This is a genomic window from Vibrio sp. 5S239, assembly GCF_041439575.1.
Lineage (GTDB): Bacteria > Pseudomonadota > Gammaproteobacteria > Enterobacterales > Vibrionaceae > Vibrio > Vibrio kanaloae.
This window is the reverse complement of the sequence record NZ_JBGOOM010000014.1, coordinates 30645-53050: the sequence shown is the minus strand read 5'-3', so window position 1 is coordinate 53050 and position 22406 is coordinate 30645. Positions and strand designations below refer to the sequence as shown.

At 40.9% G+C, this 22406-nt stretch carries 17 protein-coding genes and 1 pseudogene; 12 read left to right on the top strand and 6 right to left on the bottom strand.

Translation table 11 applies throughout. The features are described from left to right. Positions 1–129 precede the first annotated feature (129 nt). From ACED48_RS12445 to ACED48_RS12420, 6 genes and pseudogenes are all read left to right on the top strand, one after another. On the top strand, positions 130–870 hold the full coding sequence (locus ACED48_RS12445) for a TetR/AcrR family transcriptional regulator (protein ID WP_017058339.1): 741 nt from the start codon (positions 130–132) through the stop codon (positions 868–870). Positions 871–1456: 586 nt separating this feature from the next. Next, positions 1457–2644, top strand: coding sequence for a M24 family metallopeptidase (locus ACED48_RS12440; RefSeq protein WP_017058340.1), 1188 nt, complete (start codon positions 1457–1459; stop codon positions 2642–2644). Between the two features lie 53 nt (positions 2645–2697). Then, positions 2698–3705, top strand: coding sequence for a N(2)-acetyl-L-2,4-diaminobutanoate deacetylase DoeB (doeB, locus tag ACED48_RS12435; protein ID WP_017058341.1), 1008 nt, complete (start codon positions 2698–2700; stop codon positions 3703–3705). A gap of 25 nt (positions 3706–3730) precedes the next feature. Next, positions 3731–4210, top strand: a complete 480-nt coding sequence (locus tag ACED48_RS12430; RefSeq protein WP_017058342.1) for an Lrp/AsnC family transcriptional regulator — start codon at positions 3731–3733, stop codon at positions 4208–4210. A 154-nt stretch (positions 4211–4364) separates the two neighbouring features. Next, positions 4365–5884 (top strand): annotated as a pseudogene (locus ACED48_RS12425) (NAD-dependent succinate-semialdehyde dehydrogenase). Positions 5885–5919: 35 nt separating this feature from the next. Then, positions 5920–7326 (top strand): aspartate aminotransferase family protein, encoded by a 1407-nt coding sequence (locus ACED48_RS12420; RefSeq protein ID WP_017058343.1) that lies wholly within the window; start codon positions 5920–5922, stop codon positions 7324–7326. 226 nt (positions 7327–7552) lie between these two features. On the opposite strand, the gene ACED48_RS12415 is transcribed toward ACED48_RS12420, so the two are convergent. The 3 genes from ACED48_RS12415 to ACED48_RS12405 form a co-directional block, all read right to left on the bottom strand. Continuing rightward, on the bottom strand, positions 7553–8824 hold the full coding sequence (locus ACED48_RS12415; RefSeq protein WP_017058344.1) for a DEAD/DEAH box helicase: 1272 nt from the start codon (positions 8822–8824) through the stop codon (positions 7553–7555). 57 nt (positions 8825–8881) lie between these two features. After that, positions 8882–9493, bottom strand: a complete 612-nt coding sequence (locus ACED48_RS12410; protein ID WP_017058345.1) for an ACP phosphodiesterase — start codon at positions 9491–9493, stop codon at positions 8882–8884. 171 nt (positions 9494–9664) lie between these two features. Next, entirely contained in the window at positions 9665–9793 is a 129-nt protein-coding gene (locus tag ACED48_RS12405) for a hypothetical protein (RefSeq protein ID WP_017058346.1), read from the bottom strand. 445 nt (positions 9794–10238) lie between these two features. Here ACED48_RS12405 and ACED48_RS12400 point away from each other — a divergent pair, with 445 nt between their 5' ends. The 3 genes from ACED48_RS12400 to ACED48_RS12390 all read left to right on the top strand — a co-directional run bounded on the left by ACED48_RS12400 (position 10239) and on the right by ACED48_RS12390 (position 13653). Beyond that, entirely contained in the window at positions 10239–11462 is a 1224-nt protein-coding gene (locus tag ACED48_RS12400; RefSeq protein ID WP_017058347.1) for an aromatic amino acid transport family protein, read from the top strand. Positions 11463–11610: 148 nt separating this feature from the next. After that, on the top strand, positions 11611–13035 hold the full coding sequence (locus tag ACED48_RS12395; RefSeq protein WP_017058348.1) for a methyl-accepting chemotaxis protein: 1425 nt from the start codon (positions 11611–11613) through the stop codon (positions 13033–13035). 402 nt (positions 13036–13437) lie between these two features. After that, on the top strand, positions 13438–13653 hold the full coding sequence (locus ACED48_RS12390) for a hypothetical protein (protein ID WP_077681496.1): 216 nt from the start codon (positions 13438–13440) through the stop codon (positions 13651–13653). Here ACED48_RS12390 and ACED48_RS12385 read toward each other — a convergent pair. Next, positions 13595–14320, bottom strand: a complete 726-nt coding sequence (locus ACED48_RS12385; protein WP_017058349.1) for an HAD-IA family hydrolase — start codon at positions 14318–14320, stop codon at positions 13595–13597. The two genes, ACED48_RS12390 and ACED48_RS12385, sit on opposite strands and share 59 nt — an antisense overlap. A 354-nt stretch (positions 14321–14674) precedes the next feature. Further along, on the bottom strand, positions 14675–15169 hold the full coding sequence (locus ACED48_RS12380; RefSeq protein ID WP_017058350.1) for a hypothetical protein: 495 nt from the start codon (positions 15167–15169) through the stop codon (positions 14675–14677). Positions 15170–15616: 447 nt separating this feature from the next. On the opposite strand from ACED48_RS12380, the gene ACED48_RS12375 reads away from it, so the two are divergent. Beyond that, positions 15617–16084: a CreA family protein gene (locus ACED48_RS12375; protein WP_017058352.1), complete on the top strand. Its 468-nt coding sequence runs from the start codon at positions 15617–15619 to the stop codon at positions 16082–16084. Between the two features lie 31 nt (positions 16085–16115). Here the strand turns inward: ACED48_RS12375 and ACED48_RS12370 are convergent, their stop codons facing one another. Continuing rightward, a complete protein-coding gene (locus ACED48_RS12370; RefSeq protein ID WP_017058353.1) occupies positions 16116–19865 on the bottom strand; it encodes a hypothetical protein in 3750 nt (1249 codons plus the stop codon). Positions 19866–20089: 224 nt separating this feature from the next. Between ACED48_RS12370 and ACED48_RS12365 the strand changes: the two genes are divergently transcribed. Continuing rightward, positions 20090–21379, top strand: a complete 1290-nt coding sequence (locus ACED48_RS12365) for a hypothetical protein (RefSeq protein ID WP_017058354.1) — start codon at positions 20090–20092, stop codon at positions 21377–21379. Continuing rightward, complete coding sequence (locus tag ACED48_RS12360) at positions 21379–22377, top strand: DUF6035 family protein (protein WP_017058355.1); 999 nt, start codon at positions 21379–21381, stop codon at positions 22375–22377. Before ACED48_RS12365 ends, ACED48_RS12360 begins: the two co-directional genes overlap by 1 nt. Positions 22378–22406 lie beyond the last annotated feature (29 nt).

The window sequence follows — 22406 nt, the reverse complement described above, 5'->3', positions numbered from 1 at the left end:
TATGATTTATTACACAGATGGGCAGTATATTTAATATTAAATAATTCTCAAGATTTACTTTCCAGTTGTGCAGTATTTTTTATTTCAGTAAAAACAGTGTAGAATGTGGTAATCAGGTAATTATGTGAAATGAAGATGACCGAAAAGAAGCAAGGTAGAAGAAGCGCAAAAGACGCCGAAGAGACGCGTTTTTTGATCATGAGCGTTGCCGCAGACATGTTCTGTGACTTTGGCTACGATCGTGTATCACTGCGAAACATCAGTGAAAAAGCAGGCGTATCACATAGCCTTATTCGCCATCACTTTGGTAGTAAAGAAAAAATTTGGCATGCGATAAGTGATTGTTTACACGTATATTTTCAGTCTTACATTAGTAGAATTATGGAAGAGCTTCCCAAAGACGTAGCACCAAACATTTCTATCTATTTGTTTAGCATGCGCCTTTTTAGCAACATGATTCACTCACGCAGACCAATGCAGCTCATTTCTGATTCAGTCCGCCAAGAAGATCACCTAGTTGATTACTTTATCGACAACGTTGGCGATGTTGAGAAAGAAATTAATGGACTGGCGAAACAATATAATGATGCTAATCCAGACAAAATGATCAATATTTATGAAGTTAAGTGGCAAATGATCATGTATGCACATGGTGCTGTGTGCCTAACACCATTTATGGAAAGTACGTGGAACGAAGGTGAAATGGAAGCAACTCCAGAAGAAGCCTTGCACATGCATTGGCAGTTGTTCAATACACAAATGGTCAGTAAGTTTAATGTCGACAGTGAATGGGTGTTGAATCCAAGATCTATTGGAGAGCTGATTTATGATGTGCCTTGCGTATGGAAGTGTAATCCAGAACACCAGTAAACCGATGTTTGAATATATCTTGGTTGTAAATTAGTTTACTCGATAAAAAATGCGCCGTTACAGATCCTACTGTAACGGCGCATTTTTATTTGTGTCGAACTTAACGTAGCAATACTCCAGTATTTTCCGGTCACATTATCGGTCCAACATAACTAATTATTGCTTGCGTAGAGTACGTAAGCTGCACCAGACATCGCACATAAGGCATTGGTCGATTAAAAACCTGATCTTACAAACGCACCATTTCCCCCAAGCCTCGAGTACCCCTTTTTCTCCGCGTAACCATATGCATGACACAATATTTTAATAGATTAATTCTCGATGAGAACTGTAACTAAAAACTAACAATCGATGGAATTCCAATCATAAAAACGGTGTGAACCACAAAAATGAGCCACACTTGTAATGATTGACATGAGAGGTATAGATTCAACAAGCATGCTAAATGACATCGTTTAAATCAAACACAGCCGCAGTGGTGAGTTGCAACAGTTTTAAACGCAGGTCTATCGACCTAGTGGAAGGTAGAAATACCTCAACGTCTCCGAAGGCCCATAAGGCGTCGGACTTTTAACAAGGAGAGATTATGAGAGGCGTTGCTTTGCATTTTACACTGGATGAGTTCCAGGACCGATTAACAAAAGTTCGGCTGTCGATGGAAGAACGAGAATTGGATGTCCTTATCATTCACGATCCTTCTAACATGGCATGGCTGACAGGTTACGACGGTTGGTCTTTTTATGTACCACAATGTGTCGTTGTGGGCTCCGCTGGCGAGCCGGTTTGGTTTGGGCGTTGCCAAGATGCAAATGGGGCGTACAGAACTGCGTATATGTCGGCAGAAAACATCACCTATTACCCTGACCATTATGTTATGAACCCGCCATTACACCCGATGGATTTTCTGGTAGAAGCCGTACTGGTTCCGCATCTTTGGGATCGCGGTCGTATCGGTGTAGAAAAAGACAACTATTACTTTAGTGCCACCGCGTATGAATCACTCATCACTCACTTACCGAATGCTCAACTTCTCGATGCTACCGGGCTAGTGAACTGGTGTCGCGCTGTTAAATCCGATCAAGAACTCGCTTACATGTACCGTGCGGCTCGCATTGTTGAAAATATGCACCGTGTTGCATTCGATATGATCGAGCCAGGGTTGCCGAAACACCACCTTGTCGCTGAGATTAACCGCCAAGCGGTGCTCGGACATGAAGACCATTTTGGCGATTACACGGCGATAGTGCCCCTTTTGCCATCTGGTGCTGATGCTTCTGCACCTCACCTAACGTGGGACGATAAACCATTCAAAAAAGGCGAAGGTACTTTTTTCGAAATCGCTGGGGCGCACCGCCGCTACCATTGCCCACTCTCTCGCACCATTTTTCTTGGGGAACCAGACGACAAGTTTAAACGTGCCGATGAAGCATTAAATTTAGGTCTCGAAGCAGGCTTAGAAGTGGCAAAACCAGGTAACACCTGCGCCGAAATCGCCAATGCATTAAACCAGGTTCTCGATAAAGCAGGATTCTCGCGAGAAGGCGCGCGTTGTGGTTATCCAATTGGTATGAGCTACCCACCAGATTGGGGGGAGCGGACCATGAGTTTACGAGACACCGATAAAACCGTATTGAAAGAAGGCATGGCATTTCACTTTATGCCGGGACTATGGTTTGAAGATTGGGGGTTAGAAACCACCGAAAGCATTGTGATCACCCGTGATGGTGCAAAAACCCTGTGTGATTTTCCACGACACCTATTTATTAAACACTAATTTTTCAAACCTTAAGTTCTGTGAACTAAGCTTAAGAACAAGAAGGAGTTGATATGCAAAAGACCTCGATCACAGCCACCGTAGACTTTGACCGAGAAGGCGTACAGCACGGTTTTTTAACGCTACCCTATTCCCACGATGACTCCGCTTGGGGAAACATCATGATACCTATAACCGTGATTAAGAATGGTCACGGTTCAACATCACTACTTACTGGCGGTAATCATGGTGATGAATACGAAGGTATCACCAGCCTACTTAAATTAGCAAACTCGCTTCAAGCTGAGCAAATCCAAGGCCGTGTTATTATTGTGCCTATGATGAACTTACCTGCGGTACAAAATGCTTCGCGTACGTCATCTATCGATAAAGGGAATTTAAATCGCAGCTTTCCCGGAAACCCTGTTGGCTCTGTGACCGAGAAGATCGCAGATTATTTTACTCGTTACTTGGTACCCATGTGCGAGTTTGCGTTAGACATTCACTCTGGTGGTAAAACGCTAGACATCGTACCTTTCGCCGCAGCCCACCGTCTCGACAACCTAGACCAAGAAGAAGCATGTATCTTAGGTGCAAAACTGTTTGGCGCGCCTTACACCATGATATTGCTCGAAATGGACACCACTAGCCTGTACGACACTACCGTCGAATCTCAAGGCAAAATATTTGTCACCACAGAACTCAGAGGCGGCGGAACCAGTACCCCAGTAACCATCGCTTATGCCGACCGTGGAATCCGCAATTTCTTACGTTTTTCAGGCAACTTATCTGGTGATTACGAAAAAACAACCCAGCCAACCAAGTTACTTGATATGCCCGATGCAAGTTGCTACGTGCAAAGCCAGCACAATGGCATCGCCGAATACTTATTTGAGCTTGGCGACACCATCAAACAAGGCGATGTTTTGATGAGGATCTATTCGACCGAGCGCACAGGGACCGCCCCTATCGAATACAAAGCTCAACGTAGTGGTATTTTTGCTGCACGTCGTTTCCCCTCCATGGTGAATACTGGTGACACTGTCGCCGTGATCGCTAAAGACTGTGGCGAATGGAACTGATTGGTATTTTACAGGGAGAACCATTATGCGCCTCGATCGCTACGACATAAAAATTCTACAAATACTCCATGACCACGGCCGTATCACCAAATCTCACCTTGCCGAGGCCATTAACCTATCCGTTAGCCCTTGCTGGGAGCGTGTTAAAAAACTGGAAGAAGCAGGCATTATTGAAGGTTACGGTGCAAAAATAAACACCGATGTTTTGTTCAAACGAACGTCGGTGATGGTTGAAGTAACGCTCAAAGAACACAGCGCCCAAGCATTCAAACGTTTTGAGAAACTGGTTCAACATTCACCAGAAGTCACGGATTGCTATGCCACAGGTGGCGGTGTCGATTACATCCTCAAAGTTCAGGCTGAAGATATCGATCAATATCAGCGACTTATCGACAACTGGTTGGAGTCGGAAGTGGGTATTGAGCGCTACTTTACTTACATCGTGACGAAAACAATCAAACGTGATGCAGACAAATTAGAAGTCAAACAAAACGTCTTGTTCTAAAAGAGAAAATACGCTTAAAACGCAACCAGAAAATTCGTCATATCTAACGATGCGGAAAAGAAAATTCTGATGGTTTAAACCTCGGTATCAGAAATTATTCCTTTCACTTCTCCACTACAGTTTAACGATGGACACGATGCTGGGAGAGGGACTCATGACAGCACTGCACAGCTTACATGCAGAGGAATTAAAAGCCTCGCACGACATGATGGCGATAATGAAAGATGTACGTTTGGTGAGAGGTTTAGCGTACGTAAATGGCAAATGGGTAAGTGGTGACCAATTTCACCCGGTGGTTAACCCAGCGGATGGTACGGTCATCGGCTACATCACTAAGCTATCTCAACAACAACTCTATCAAGCGATTGATGAAGCCGATCAAGCCTTTCGTCAATGGCGAAAAATGCAAGCAGAAGAACGCGCTGAAATTCTCATGTGTTGGCACGATCTGATTCTAGAATCAAAACAAGATCTCGCTCGTTTGATGGTCATGGAACAAGGCAAAACATTAGGTGATGCTTTAGGTGAGATTGACTACGGCGCCTCCTTTATTCGTTGGTTTGCAGAGGAAGCACGACGTAACTATGGCGAAACCATCCCAAGTCATATTCCGAATGCGCAACTGTCGACGATGCGCGAACCGATTGGTGTCGCTGCATTGATTACGCCATGGAACTTTCCTAATGCCATGATCACACGAAAAGCCGCCGCGGCATTAGCGATAGGCTGTCCGGTGCTTATCAAACCTGCTAGTGAAACACCTTTTTCCGCATTGGCCTGGCTGAATTGGCGGACCGAGCTTGCTTTCCACCTGGTGTATTTAACGTAATTACTGGCGATGCGGTGATGGTGTCACAAACCTTTTGCCACTCCGATAAAGTCAAAGCTCTCTCATTCACAGGTTCAACTCGAGTGGGTAAGTTGTTGCTGCGCGACGCGGCACAGACCGTGAAGAAATGCAGTATGGAGCTTGGCGGTAATGCCCCTTTCATCGTGCTGCCAGATATGGATATAGAGCAAGCAGCCAAAGCCGCCGTGGATGCCAAGTTTCAAACCGCGGGACAAGACTGCTTGGCCGCAAACCGTATCTTCGTCCCTGATGATAAGTACGAAGCGTTTTTGGAAGCGTTTGCCAAAGAAATGAACCACATCGTTTTAGGCAATGGTTTAGATGAAAAAACCACCATGGGGCCGCTGATCAATCTAGCTGCAGTGGATAAAGCGCATGATTTGGTGCGTGATGCACTCGACAAGGGCGCGCGATTGGTGGCGGGATACCACCAGCCCGTACCAAGCGAAAACTTCTTCGCGCCAACATTGCTGGGCGATGTCACCCCAGACATGGCGGTGTATCGCGAAGAGAATTTTTGTCCTGTAGCAGGCGTATTGCCTTACCAAGACTTAGATACCGTGATTGAAATGAGCAACGACACTGAGTACGGCTTAGCTGCCTATGTTTATGGTCACGATATTCACCAAATTTGGCGCTGCATGCGTGGTTTGGAGTTTGGCATGGTGAGCGTGAACTCGGTCAAGATGACTGGCCACCCTATCCCATTCGGCGGCGTGAAACAGTCAGGGCTTGGACGAGAAGGCAGTCGCCACGGCTTTGAAGAATACAGTGAAATCAAATACTGCTGCTTAGGCGCATTGCCTACCGTCAGTGGCAGTTAAGATACGAAAGATGGATATCCAAGAGGAGAAGGATCATGAGCAACAAAACCCAACAACTTTTAGAGATCGATCGTCAGAGAGTATTTCATGCCTCAACCCACCTTAAGCAGTATGCGGCTGGGGAGCTTTCGGGAAGAATTATCTCGAGCGGAAACGGAATACGCATTACCGATTCAGAAGGCATCGAGCTGATAGACGGCTTTGCCGGGTTGTATTGTGTGAACATTGGCTATGGCAGGACTGAAATGGCCGATGCTATTTATGAACAAGCCAAAGCGCTGGCGTACTACCACACTTACGTCGGCCATACGAACGAAGCGCTCGTGACACTGTCAGACCGCATTATCAAAATGGCTCCTGAAGGAATGAGCAAAGTCTACTACGGCATGTCAGGCAGTGACGCGAACGAGACTCAACTTAAGCTAGTGTGGTACTACAACAATGCTCTTGGTCTACCAGAGAAGAAAAAAATCATCTCCCGTGATCGTGGCTATCATGGTTCAAGTATCGCTTCAGGTTCAATGACAGGGCTGCCTCTGTTCCACGCACATTTTGATTTACCGCTTGAGCGCATCAAGCACACCATGGCGCCGTATTACTATCGCCGTGAGGACGAGAGTATGTCTGAGCTTGAATTCTCTCAATATTGTGCAGATCAACTCGAAGCGATGATTTTGGAAGAAGGCCCAGATACGGTAGCGGCGATGATTGCAGAACCCGTGCTCGGTACTGGCGGTATTGTGCCACCACCAGAAGGGTACTGGCCAGCAATTCGCAAAATACTCGACAAATACGACGTACTCTTGATTGCGGATGAAGTGGTGTGCGGCTTTGGTCGCCTCGGCTCCGATTTTGGCTCGCTCTACTACGACATGAAACCCGATCTAATAACAGTAGCGAAAGGGTTAACCTCAGCCTATCAACCACTCTCCGGTGTGATCGTAGGTGAACGAGTTTGGAGTGCGCTAGAAAACGGTACCGACCAATGGGGTGCTATTGGACACGGCTACACCTACTCCGGTCACCCAATGGGAGCAGCGGCCGCAAACTGCAACCTTGATATCATTGAGCGTGAAGGGTTGGTGCAAAACGCAGCCGAAATCGGCGCTTACTTGCAGCAACGCATGGCGGAGACGTTTAACGATCATCCATTGGTTGGTGATACTCGTGGCGTTGGCTTGTTGCATGCGTTGGAGTTTTCTTCAGACAAACTCCGCCGAGCACACTTTGATCCAAACTTGAAAGTGGGTCCTCAAATCGCGGCGGCCTGTTTAGAGCAAGGCTTAATCGCTCGCGCCATGCCACATGGTGACATCCTCGGCTTTGCTCCACCGCTTATCGCGAATCGTAATGACATCGACACTATTGTCGATAAAGCGCATCAAGCGGTCAACAAAGTGATGGATAACCTCGTTACATCTAAACAGTGGCAGCCAAAATAGCCGCGCATGCTCCTACTCACAAACCTACCAACAATTACCGCTCCCTTTGAACAAATTCGAAGGGGCGGCCCTAAGAGATAGACGACATGGTAACACCAGCAATATTTTCCGATAAAAATCGATTGACCGATTAGACGAAGAGTTAAAATTGTTTATTCAAAATTAATAAGATGTGGAATGTAAGTATCGAGACGAATAGAAGAAGAGCCATGCACAACCCCCTTTCTTAACGACGCGCTTTACCACGATTTTGATGGATCTTAAGCTTCGCTTTCATCTTGCGCTTTTCTGATGAACGACTCTTACTACGACCACCGCGCTCGGGGGCAAGGTCTTTTTCAAGACTTGGTTCAAAGCCCTCTAACCACTCTTGAGGCAAACGCGTATCCAGTAGTCGCTCGATATCACCCAATAGGTACGCTTCATCCTGACTCATCAAAGAGATTGCTAAGCCACTGTTACCTGCACGGCCAGTACGACCAATGCGATGAACGTAGTCTTCCGCTTTGAATGGCATATCGTAGTTCACTACTTGTTCTAGCTGCTGAATATCGATACCTCGTGCTGCAACATCAGTTGCAATCAACGCTCGCACTTTGCCTGATTTAAAATCATCCAGTGCCTTTTGGCGTGCACCTTGGCTCTTATCACCATTGATTGATGCCGCTTTTATGCCGTCTAGCTTAAGCTCTTTTACGAGCGCATCAGTTCCCTGCTTAGTTTTGGTGAATACCAACACTTGTTGCCAGTTCTTTGAACCGATCAAGTATGCCAATAGTTCACTTTTACGTGATTTATCAACCGGATAAACCATCTGAGTCACTGTGTCAGCTGTGCTGTTTTTAGGCGTCACTTGAATTTCACTTGGTGACTGCATCATGCGATACGCAATTGCTTTGATCTTGTTATCGAACGTAGCCGAGAAGAACAGGGTTTGGCGAACTTCATTCATACGCGAAAGAATGCGTTTAATATCTGGCATAAAACCCATATCAAGCATACGGTCAGCTTCGTCCAATACCAATACTTCTGTCTGGCTCAGCATAATGTTCTTAGTGAACATATGATCAATCAAACGGCCAGGTGTTGCTACCAAGATATCTGCGCCTGCGCGTAAGTTGTCAGTTTGAACCTTCATGCTTACACCGCCATAAGCCACAACCACTTTCAGGTCTGTGCCTTTCGCGTAGCTGGTTACATTATCAAACACCTGTTGTGCGAGTTCACGAGTTGGTACTAAAACCAATGCACGAACTAACTTAGGGTTGGGGATAACGTTGTCTTTAGTCTCGATTAATCTTTGAATAATCGGCAAACCAAATGCTGCCGTTTTACCGGTACCCGTTTGCGCACCTGCCAATACATCTTTACCTTCTAATACCAACGGAATCGCTTGCTCTTGAACACTGGTTGGAGCTGTAAAATTTAGCTCTGATAGCGTAGTAAGAAGGTGCTCAGACAATCCAAGTTGATTAAAAGATTTAGTAGGTTCAGACATAGTATGATGCTCAAAGATTAAATAGGCGCGGATTGTAGCAAACCTTAATTACCCTGTTTACCTTTCCTTTTGATTTTTCGTCAATTGAAGCGTACTAAACTGGTTTGCTTCTGCTAAAACGCTTGGATATAACACATTAAAGTGACACTGCAACTTATCATAGTGGCGTTCGAGGTCTTGGTAACAGTTTCTTAGCATGCCTAGCTTAGGCCTTCTTAAAGCCATTCGCTGTAATACCAACTCAATAGAAGAGATGTCTTGATAGCTTTCCAACCACCGTTGTTCTGCCATCTTCTGATGAATAGTAATGAAGTTTTCAGGCCAGTGTGACTCTTGATGCTCAAAAATCTGTTGATGACTGTCTAAACAAAAGTGCTCTAACGATTGTGTGGAGAACTTCTCCCAATGATTAGCCAAACAATGATCCCAGAATACATCGAGCGCAATAGGTGCAAAGCGTCTTGTTTGGTCTGAAAAGAGAGATTTTGCAGAGCGTGAAACATCATGACGGTCGGTATAGCTATCAACGAATCGATGAAGTCTTATTCCGTTAGAAAGCGAATCTGAATAGTGTTTATTGGGGTCACCCTTAACAAAGTCACCTAACAGATTACCAGCTAAGTTGCTGTTACAGTGTTGAGCGATGTGTAGGTGTGCGAGAAAGTTCATTGAACCTCATTAAAGTATCGAGAACTAAGTAACATGGTAAACGTACTCGTTTATCTTCGCGAACTTTAATGAGGATAGTTTAACTATGAAGTGTGAGCGAATGCGATTTGCTCAGTTTAAGAATTGTTTAATTTGAGAATGTTGAACTACAAAACCTTTAGCTAAGAAAGCTTAGTTTGAAGATTTAAAAAGTTCTTCTGCCAACTGTTGAACGGTCTGCTCATAGTCAGATAAATCAATGCCGATTTCCATAGCATCTAACAACTCAAGACTTTCGTCATTATAAGATTGGTCACTCATAGTGCCCCCTCTATTCCTTGGTGTGGACATAATGTCCTATTAACTAGTGCACCATCATGGACTTATATTATGTCACTTTGATGAAAGCACTCTACTTTACCCATTCCATATTTATAGCTTGAAGCTACTCGCGATCATTAACGCTTGTTACGCTAAAGGGGTATGCGCGAACGACATATGTACTAACACCTTACACTAAGTACAACTAATTGCTCTAAAAGTTTTGAAGCGGATCATAGTCAAACGTTTGCCTTTTTCATCCCACTCATCAAACTCAACCGGATGTACACTATTATTTACACTGGATATTTTAAATTACATTAAGCATTGCATTTGAAATTAAACTCAATCAGAATACTTAAAAATCGAGATATTCTTTGGGTTTATTCTCTTAAGCTAGAAGAATTGCAACGTAAACACACCTTAACGTAAAGAATTATATACAATGAATAAATCAAAGGTTTTTGGTAGTACTTTGATCATTGCAGGCACTACAATTGGTGCAGGCATGCTCGCCCTTCCACTCGCTTCAGCTGGAATTGGTTTCTCAACTTCACTCTTTTTAATGCTGGGATTATGGGCTCTAATGGCCTTCACTGCATTATTAATGGTGGAGCTTCACCAATTCGCAGAATCGGACGCCACCCTACATACTTTAGCTCACACAATTTTAGGGACCAAAGGAAAGTGGATAGCGAGCTTCGCCGTTATGTTTCTCTTCTACGCTTTATGTGCAGCATACATAGCTGGCGGTGGCGCACAATTTAATCAGCGTATCTCTGAGATCACTAATATTCAACTCAATAGCCAAATCACAACGCTTTTGTTCACACTGTTAGTTGCATGCGTTGTAACGATTGGTACACATAGTGTCGACAAAGTTAACCGAGTTTTATTTGGATTAAAGTTGATCGCAATGGTCATCGTGCTCAGCTTCTTAGCTCCAAATATCACTTCGCAGTACCTAATGAGCATGCCTTTACAACAAGGCCTTGTTGTTGCCGCGATTCCGGTTGTATTTACCTCTTTTGGTTTTCACGGCAGTATTCCATCAATCGTCCGGTACTTAGATGGTGATGTTCGCTCTTTACGTAAGGTAATGATTATTGGTTCTGCACTGCCGTTGGTTATATACGTATTCTGGCAGAGCGTAACTTTAGGTGTAGTTAGCCAAGAACAGTTGCTATCAGACACAAGCTTAGGCGCACTTTTAGTCTCACTGTCACAAACCGTTCAACAATCAAACTTAAGCGTGATAGTTGGTGTATTTGCCGATCTTGCGCTTCTGACTTCTTTTATTGGCGTTAGTTTAGGTTTGTTTGAATTCATGGGCGATTCATTGAGCAAGAAACTAGGCAAGGCAAAACGCGTTAAAACAGCCGCTATCACCTTCTTACCACCGCTGGGTTTTGCGTTATTTTATCCACAAGGTTTCATCATGGCCTTGGGTTATGCTGCAATTGCACTGTCAGTATTGGCAATTCTTTTACCAACCGTGATGGTATACAAAGTGCGCTACACGAATTTCTCAGCAAAGCCTCAAGGTACAGAAGCGACCTACCAAGTGTTAGGCGGAAGCAAAGCGTTATTTTTAGCCGGCAGCGTTGGTGTATTTATCATTGCCACTCAAATTCTTATTTCAGTGGGATTACTACCTTCATTAGGTTAATAAACCCATATCTAACAATTACACTTGATGGAGATCTCATAAATGGCATGTTGGTATCATTAATTTTCACAATTAGTTGATTGTTGTCACATTTTTATTGAGATCGGTTATTTAGAGTCCACGGTAAAGGATTTACCGTGGAGTTTTTATGAAAGAAGTACAATTTCGAACGATAGACAAATTGTTTATTAAAATGTCTATTAATGACAAGTTTTGGGTCATTTTCTTGATCTTTTTTGCCGCCCTGGCAAGCCTAGCCGGACTCAACTACGTCAACGAAATAGAGCAAATTGACGCTAGTAAAAAACAGCAAGTCGAGTATCAATTGAAAGGTATTTTAGCGGCTTCAGATTCACCGGCCTCTGTTCGCTCAGTGAGTCAGCAATCTAAGCTTCAAGAAACCACTATTCTTAAGAATGGCGCGGTGACGGCAACAGCCTTAGCGCGAGACGGCAACTACTACTCTCTCACCAACTCAGATATCAATACACAAAATCAAAAGCAGCAGGCACTGTACTCTTTTTTACTCAGTTTTTTATGGTGTGTGCCTTTTGGTCTTTTCTGTTATTGGGTAGCGACCTTCTTAGGTGGCGCTCTTTGGGTACTTTACTCAACGACTCAAAAGATTGGTGATGGTGACTTAACTTCACGCCTTGGTTTCCACCCTGGCCGTGATGAATTTGGTACGATTGGTTGTGCACTCGATCGCTCAATGGACACCCTAAGTGAGTTGGTTAATAACGTTAATCACAGCGCAGCCTCACTAAGTGAAACGTCTGCTTCTTTCGAAAAAGAGATGAAGCGCAGCGAAACACAAATCATTAGCCAGAACTCATCCCTAGACTCTGTTGCGACAGCAATGGATCAGATGACGGCATCTGCGAATGAAGTGACTAATATTTCCGCGCGTGCAACAGAGCAAACTGAGCACGATACGCAGCAAATCAATGACAGCCACGCTAAAGTTCAACTTGCAATCTCAGAGATCACCACCCTTTCATCTTTGATTGAGCAAACCTCTTCTTCTGTTACCAGCTTGAATGTAAACACCAGCCAAATTAACGAAGTTATCACAACGATCAATGCTATTTCAGAGCAAACCAACCTACTTGCACTGAATGCTGCAATTGAAGCAGCTCGTGCGGGTGAACAAGGTCGTGGTTTCGCGGTCGTTGCTGATGAAGTGAGGACCCTTGCGAGCAGAACTCAATCAGCTACGGTTGAAATCCATGCAATGATTGAACGTTTACAACAAGAAAGTCAAAATATCGCAAAGATCACCGAGAAAACGGTCAATCAAGCACAAACCAGTAGCCAGTTGATTTCAAATATTGGTGATGACGTGAACTCTATCGCCGATTCAGCTCAAGCTCTAATGGACATGAGTATCCAGATAGCAACGTCAGCGGATGAGCAAAGTAGCGTCGCGAATACCGTCGCAGCGGAACTTAACGATATCCGTAGTCAATCCAATGTGATTAAAGACGTGGTACAAAACTCTTCAAACGGCGTATCTAAGCTAACAGAAGCATCGGTGTCTTTATCTAAAACATTAGCAAGATACCGTACTTAGTGTTCGATCTAAATAACACTAAATGACTCTAAGTTAAAATCAACGAAACTAAGAAGGGCTCGATAGAGTCCTTCTTCCTTATGAGTGTTTTAAATTCGTTTGCACTGAAAGCTAGGTTGTCATTAAAGATATATCGCTCTGAGGTCTGATCTCACAGTTTCAATCCAACCATTGGCTGCAAAGCCTACCGTTACAACATCGAAACTAGCACCGAAAAAGTAACGTATTCATCTAAAACGAGACGCACAACGGTTGCCCACTAACTATCGAATTATCATTACCATGAAGCAAGTCGCAAAGGAAAGATTATGAGACATCAAAACTGTCTAATAATCGAGCTTAGGGGTAATCTAATGGAGCAGGTCTTACTTTCGCTTACCCTCTTGCTGCAGGTGACACATAATGAATAATACAAAAGCATCAAATATCGAAAACGTTACATGTCCTTTATGTCAACACGACGAATATCTACTTTCGGAAAGTGGAGAAAAGTTTACGTGTGCATCTTGTGGTTTCCATACCAAACAATTCAGTAAAATCGTTAGCCTTCAGTTAGGTGCTAACCCGCCAAAGCTTCCGAGTTCGGTATACCATCACTTAAACAGTGCTTACCATTAAGCCAAACCGAAATTTCTTCTAAACTGTATATATCCTGAGCCGCTAGCTCTGCTGAGTCGGCTTCTGGATCCACTATAGACTCATCAACACTTGGACGTAACCGGAATGACTGAACACCGGCACGAACACCAGCTTCCACTCCTTTCAAGGTATCATCAACATAGATGCACTCATTGGGCAAGAAACCCATGCTCATTGCGGTATACATAATCAGATCTGGCTCTGGCTTCCAGCTATTTGCATCAAAAGCTGAAAACACCTTCCCCTTAAAGTCATCGAGCATTCCTGTCATTGCCAATGACGATTCAACTCGAGATTTAGGCGCATTTGAGGCAATACAAAACTCAATGTCTTGCTGCTTTAGGAACTCAATAAGAGCGATCGCACCATCCATTGGCTTTAGATGTCGTTGGAATAGTGCTTCTAGCTCTGCACGATATAGTGGTTCAAGTGTATCAATAGAAATAGATAGCCCAAGACGTTCTCGTGTATCCATTAAGATATCGGCCAACTTTCCGCCTTGAAAGTGTGCATAGCAGTCAGTAACGTTTAGATCAGCCCCAAAACAGGCGAATACATTCACCAAAGCTTGGCAGCATAACTTTTCACTATCAATAAGTGTTCCGTCACAATCAAAAATCACACACTTCGTCTGTTCTAACCGCATAGATATATCACTCGTACTGAATCCAAGCTTTATCCTATAGCGTTATTTCACCCCTAAGGATGACTAAGGTAACAGTTTACCGATACCCTCTTATTTCTCTTCACGAAATATGCAGTGGATCACTTTAACGCACCAAGATAAGCAACAGATCTCATTTTAATTGGACAATGATGAATATTACTTGGCTTATAAAAGTCACCAAATGTCCTATAAAAATGTAAGTTTGAGAAAGAGCTTTGAAGAGGGTTCGCATAAATATAACACCAATCACAGTAAGTGAGTGATCATATATACCGCCCCCCTTTGTTAAAAGGCCGTGCATTGTATTAAGGTCAACGCTTTCTCAAGGAACCTTTAGTTTTCTAGCCACACTTTACGGTTAGAATCTTGACCTTCTACCCAAAAGTCATGCAGCTGCTTAGCAAAGCCGATCACATTTTGGTCATCTTCATTCACAACATCCGATATCAGCAACTCATCATCTTTTTCTGTAACGATGGCACTCGCTACAACATCACCTTTTTGAGTGCCTACATATAATTCATGTTCATCCGATAACATTATCTGGCTCAAAAACTCTACGATATTGGCCCTATCCGCTTTATCTGAGTAAGCACTCGCTTGGTTAAGTGAGAATAGTACCGTCAACTTATGGAAGTCGACTTTATGCAGTTCATCTATTTCAGTGGGAGTTTGGTGTTGCGGGAGGAGTTGATAAGTTCTTTGGGATAGTTGTTTTTTATAGATCTCTCGACCTAGAAGACTTTCCTTTGCGGGGTACGCTATGTCGAGCTGACCAAATAGCCATTGATTTTTATTATGTGCAATTTCAGGTATTTCATTATTCATTCTTTTAGTACCTACGGTTAGTATCCCCAAATATCACAATTATTTGGAAGGCATATGATCGGTTGAAGTGCCGAGCTACAAACAGAGAGCATACAGAGCATGAACATGGCCAACAAGTAGTTTAAATGCTTGTTAGTTTTCATTATCCAACAACATCCTTTAAGAAGTTAGCGAAAAGCTCTACACTAATATGCGAACTTTCAATAATCTTCATACTAAACAGAACTATACAAACCAAAGGACTTCTTATGAAAAAAGCCTTAATAGCAGTAGGTATCCTCTTTATGTTAGCCGGCTGTTCAGACAACGAGGTTGGTGACGTCTCTTTGGGCTTCTTCACTCTCAAGGATGCATACTTATTTACACAACCATTATACATCTTCGTCTCAGATTGAACAAAGATAGTAAAATCACAACAAAAAGACACTATATAACAGGGAGTTACCAATGAAAAAGATATTAATGGCGGTCTGTATTGCAACCGTACTTTCAGGCTGTTCTGATAATGAAGTAGGTAGTGTTGATTTAGGTTTTTTTTCATTAAAAGATATTTCATTAAGAAATTTGAATGATGACAAAATATCAGGTGTAACTTGTCATATCGCTTCTGTTGAAGCTGATTTCTCTCTTGCTGATCCGAGTGATAGTTCTATCTCTTGTCGACAGACTGGTGAAATTACACCTGAAATGATCGCCACAATTGATAAATCAAAATCAGGTGAAGTGGTTTTTAAGCAATCCAAGAGCGTTTTTTTCAAAACAATGAAAGTTAGACGTATCTATGATTCAGAAAACCAAACCCTACTCTACCTTTCATATACCACCAAAGAAACTGACAGTAGCTTCAAGCACAGCCTTTCAACCGTTCCACTATGGGGTACTACTGCCTACATTAGTCCAAGTGCAGCACAATGAAAAATGCCGCTAATTTAGCGGTATATGACTTCTAGATCTTCTCTTGAGATGGAAGCTTCATATCAATAAGAATGTGATATATCGCTACACGTTGCGGTCCACGGTTTCGATACTCTAAAGCTGCCACTAAGTGTTTAGTAGTTGCTTCAGAAAGGACTTCCAACGTGTGATCATCTGGACGGTCAAAATCATAGTAGTCTTTAGCTTCAACGTGCTCGATATAATCATCAACAGAGGCACGAAAATCATTCTTAAAGTAACAGTACGACACAAGAAACATTGGTGACAAACCTATCAGGTCATACTTATTGAGTTTGTCATAATGAGAGTCAATTGTTGAAGTAGAAACAGAGTTAAGGTTTAACCCCTCAAACAATGCCAGTTGTTCATTTGTTTGATCCATAATCACACCGTCAGCAGAGCCTGAAGTTTTAGGTTTTTTGGTATTGTCCTTTGGACTAGATTCCCCTATAAACTTTTGCTCATCGATTGAAATACCGAAACGGTTCAATCTGGCATTGAAGATAGATACAATCCAAGAATTGATAAGGTTTTCGTCATTTCTTTCAATCTCAACTTCTAGGTTTTTTGCTCTTGACCGAATAACTTTTGCACAAGCCAAAACTTCTTCATATAGAAATTTATCTTTATCTAACTTTGTTGATGGAATAATTTCTGATAAATCGTTAACTGGTGCAACACGGATTTCATTAAAAATTGTTCTCAATTCATCATTATCCTTTCGCCCAATCATAAACTGATACTTAAGCTTCTCACTCATTGACTCATCAAACCTATTCAGAATTGATTTATCAATATTTTCTACCTCTTTATTGAACTCTTCATCTAGACTATCTAGCCCGTGATAAAGTTTATAGTTATCAACAAACTGTTTAGCCTTGTTATCATTTCCATTTTTTTGAAGAGAACGACAGTAAGTAAGTGCAATGGGCTTGTATGATTTTTCGACAATATCTAATAACTCACACAATTGCTCTACTTTTGTATATTGTTCTGACAGAAATATTGCAGATAAGTAATCTGCCTTGTTTCCAAGCGAGAGATTTTCAAAGTTAAACTCAGCTATAGAGTCCTCATAATCCTTGATTGCTAATTTAAACTCTTCACTGGTCGAAGATTTTGATTCTAACCACTTGATATTAGTTATGAAATGCAGGTGAGGAAAAATCGTATTAGGGTGCGATTTTTTCAAATATTCAAAAATTTTTGTTGCTCTTTCAGGATCTTGACTAAAAGCTATCAGTCCTAGAATATAGCTTTTAAATAATTTAGCCTCCTTCTCCCACGATTTGGTCTTATTGTGATTTTTTATGTCTGAGTTTGGTTCAGGATATTCAGTATCATTTACTGCTTTTTCTTTTTCATCAGGTAACAATTCTGAGTTTAAAATAGAAACCAATGCAAGCTTATATTCTAAAACATTCCATTGAAACATCATCACTCTAACTTCTATTTTATCTTTCCAATGGTGAAATTCAAAAAAATGGTGCGCCTGAGATAACGCAATTTTTGCTAGGTCAAGATTATTGGTCATTATTGCTGAGTTATATGATGATTCAATATTAGTAATACTTGTCTCTCCAGATTCATTATAGGTCTTACTACTTATTAGATTTTGTATATACCCCTTCCTACTTTCAGATTGAGCGTTCTCTAGAAGAATAAGCATAGACGACAACGGAGCTATGTTAGAAATATTATCAAGCAACCGTTCAAAGTCAGCATCTCGGTAATAATGAAAGTTCTTCGAAATAGCAACTAACAGGCAATACTCTTCTTTAAATGTACTCTTATACTTATTATAAACTAGAGGATAACTGACATCCTCACTTTCAAACCCAAACTCAGTAACCAGATAGATAATGTTTGAAATAAGTACATCCCTTGAACCACCTTGAACTTTCACGAGATTATTAAGGATCTGCAAATAGTTTGAAATGCTATTTGCAAACTGAATCTTGTTTTCAAAATTATCATCGCTTAATTTGTTGTGTAGTTCTCTCTTTTTAGGTTGTAGTTCAAGAAAGTCATTACAGAATTGTTCAGATAGACTATCCCAAGGTAAGGTATCGTAAAATAAATCTTTCTCGAAGGAGTACCCATTAGTATTTGAACTTTTTTCAAAGTATTCTCTGTATCTATTTAGAATTAAATTATTCAATTCAACATAAATTTGGCCTACATCATTGTATCGCTTGTTTTTTGAAAAAAAAGTCAACAAATTAAAAATCAGATACAGTTCTGATTTATTTCTTATCAAGTTAGGTGATGTAATGTTTAAGTATTCAACACAATATTTGATTACCTTTTCAGTATCCGAAGAGCTTAAGCGATTGAATATTTTCTCAAAAAGATTAAGATCAATATCACACTTATTATGCTCTGTTATGTATAAATCTTTAACCAAATCGCATAAGAAAAAAGCAAGCTTTTTTCTTACATCATTATTCAATGCTATCGCAACACAAGACTCCGCAACTAACCCTATTATATGATCAATGATTATAATATCACTATCAATATGTAGTCTGTATTTGTTACTTATCTTTCCTTTGATTAAACTATATCCATACTCAAAGAAATTTGGACTAGAAAGTAGATATAAGGCATAACCATTACTTGTTGTATGCAGTTCATATAATAAGAAGAACTTTAACAATGGATAATCATTGATATTTAACAGAAGTTCATTTAACAAATCATCAGCATACACACCAGAATAGTTCACATAAACTTTATCAGAAGCTAGTTGTATTATTGCATTGTGACTTATACTACCTATGAATTTGTAATAATATGAATTAGCTCGCATTGGCAAAATATCTTTTTCTAGTTCATAGCTACCACTTTGTATTGAATCATAGTAGTTGATAAGTTCGACCAAAGTTATATTTTCTGGATCTTTTTCACTATTTTTTGTATAGAGATTATCAATGAACTTTCTTTTTGTCTCTTCTAAAGTAAGAAACTCTGAAATGGTGCATTTTAGTAAGAAAGAGTTCGATAGACTTTCTTTTATTAAAAGTTCAAATTTATCAGAAGCATCTCTATCGTATAACTCTATTTCGGGGAACTTTATCAAATCAGGGAAAATTACATTTAGTGAGAAAAAATGTGCCATTTCTTTTTTAGTACATTCTGAATCTAAGAAAGACTTCCAAAAATATTGATTTAGTAATTTTTCCTCATCCCATCCGTGGCCTTGAACATCTACGACAAAATACTCTCCGACTGTAGTCAAATTAACTTTATGTTCGGTAAATTTGTACTCATCTTCACCGACGATCTCATAAAGATTGCTTCTTTTTATCTTTAACTTAAGTGGTTCTAAGTTCGAATGTTCTGAATCACCTGTAAGTATTTGTTTAATATTTTCTAAAAAACGTAGCACTGGTACTATCGAATCGTCAACTTCTAAAAAGTCTGGTAGGTTTCTGGTCGTTAGATTAAGCCAGTCATTTTCAAAGAATATCAAACCCAACTTTTCTAGAACTTCAAATTCAAACTCCGCCTCAGCGATTGAAACATAAACCCCTTGCTCATCTGCCCACTTCTCTTTCCCAGAATGAAGGTCACTTATGAGTTTGCGATTCAAAGGGCTACCGTTCAGCTCTAGATTCCACAAAATTTCTGTTAGATATTCAGCTTCTTGGTGTTTTCGGTAGTTCAACGATTCACGGTTTGATTGGCGGCAATCAGAAGACGGAATAAGCAGCTCATTAATCTCACTGAGCCGTAAAGGGAGCTTTTGATAAATCACAAATTATGCCTTTTGAAAGTGAAGAAAACATGCCTAAGCTATGATACGTTTAGTGACACTTTATGTCATTGATTCTAATTGTTTTTGTAGGGTACTCATCTGGTTTCGATAGGTTTTGACAAATTTTATCAGCTCAACAATTAAATATTAAGTAAATTGCATATTTTTCTGTTCCAAAATCTGTTTGAATATGGCTATGCATCTGATAATTGGGGAGTTTGGCTATGTTATCTAGCACTCAAAGAATGGGAATTCGTTTTTGCCTTAATAACAATGGTGTTTTGATAGATTCAAAGGAAAGCAATGACTTAGCAGGTCATTGTCGTGTTTGCGGTAAGAGTGTCCAACGAGAGAAGAGTTTTCAACTATTTCAACATTCAGATAAACAATGCGACCACCTTGTTCTATCCGAAATCTGTGAACGTTTAGCCTATTTAATCTCAGAACAACAGCGACTAACCATACCAATTGACTACACTTGCACCAACAGTATTAGTGTAGATGTAACACACTGCACCCTATTAATCGACACAGACACCAGACCACTGATCGAGTTAACACTGCAAGATAATCAGGCGATCTATCTTACAATAGCGTTAGAAGACTGCGTAGTTGACCAAAACCAGATTCTAGCACTCAGAAAACGTTTCGATAGTGTGATTGAGCTGAATCTTAGCGGTCTTACAGTCCCGTCTACCGACTTTACATCTTATCTTAGCGACAAGGTTTTAGATGACCAACTTCACAAACGTTGTACTTGGCTTTCATTCAACCCTCTTCACTCTCTAACCAGAAATATCGCATCAATTGAACAATCCTCGATTGAGGACAAACAGCAACAAGCTTTAAGTGAACTTGACCAGGTAAATGAAAGAATCGAAGTTGCTAACTATACACTGGAACAAATAAATCGTGACATTGTAAAAACACAAACAACCTTAATCCATTATCAAAACCAGACAGACAAGTATGACTTAAGTAAAAACATACACGATTTGAAAAAACAAGAAAGTGAACTAGTTGCAAAGATCTCAACATTTAAACGGCAAAGAAGCGAATTATTGAGTGGTAACTCGACATCGGGACTCAACACAAAAGTTGAACAGTTGCGTGCTGCCTATTCTTCTGGGAAGTATCACCTCAAACAACAAGAGTTTGAAAAAAATAACTTAGAAAGACAGATTGAACGTCTAAAGGTTCAGAAATCTAATTTTGATAAAGAAATTGATAATGCTAAATGGTTAAGACGTGTACTTGAAAAGTTTGACTGTAGCTTTGGCGATTTAGAACAAGAACTAACTCAAATTGTCGAGCTATCTGAGTCTTATGACCAATATCAGAACAAGTACAGACTGGCAGAGCACAACCTCAACGAGCTTGAATTCAATGTCGAGAAAAAACAAGGAGAACTTGATGAAGCAAAGAAAGGTGTTGAATTTTACAAAGCTCAAAAATTTAAGTTATTCAAAGAAAATCAAGGGCTCCAAAAGCTCGTTGAAAGTGGTGATGTGTAATGACTACAATTTTTAAAAAACGTTTGATTACTGAGATTTACGATCCTCAGACTCATGATGTTATTTGGGTTTCTGACCAACTTGATTCAATAGAAGAAGGTGAATTTTTCAAGAAAAGAAGTCTTATTGAAGACGGACTACGAACTTACTTGTGTGCAGTCTGTTTTCAGCCTGTCGTACTTCGTTCAAATCAAGCTCGCACCATAGATCACTATAAGCATAAACACCAAAACGCTGAGTGTCCTCTCCAAGAAAAAGATTCAGTGCTAAAGCAAGAACAAATCCTTGCTATGAAATTCAATGGACAAAAAGAGGGAAAAGCTCATAGAGAATCTAAAGAGTTCATTCACGAAGCTATTGAAAATGATCGACTACAGAGATTCACTGATTGTGAGGTAGAGGCAACGTTTAGAGACTCTACTGATGAGCCAACGCAGATAATGAGTAAAGAGTGGCGTATACCTGATGTCTCTTCTTACTATAACGATGAGGGGCGAACAAAACGTGTCGTGTTTGAATTACAAATGAGTACAACGTTTATCAGTGTCATTGCCGCTCGTGAGCACTTCTATCAACGAAACAACACTTTCGTGATATGGGTACTATTAGATTTTGACGGAAAACGCTTCACCGACTTGGATATTGCCTACCGGAATCGAGCCAACGTTTTTGTACTAAACCGTGAAGCAAAAGATAAGACTAAAGAAACTGGTGAGTTATGGTTTGATGTTCATTGGAGAGAGCCATTCATCGAAGCTCAAGAGCTTAACTACGAATGGAAAAACAAACTCGTCCCGTTTTCTAAACTCACATTCCACGACTACTATCTTAAAGCCTATTACAAAGATGTAGAAATAATGGAGGGAGAACTGAAATCTCAGTTAACAATCTCTAAGCGAAAAGAAAACCCTAACCTTTGCAATAGTTGTAAAGCGTCAACGCAAACACTCGTATTAGACAGTAAGAAGAGGTGTGGAATTTGCTTATCTATAAAATAGAGTTTTGACTTCGAATGTGTATCAAACTT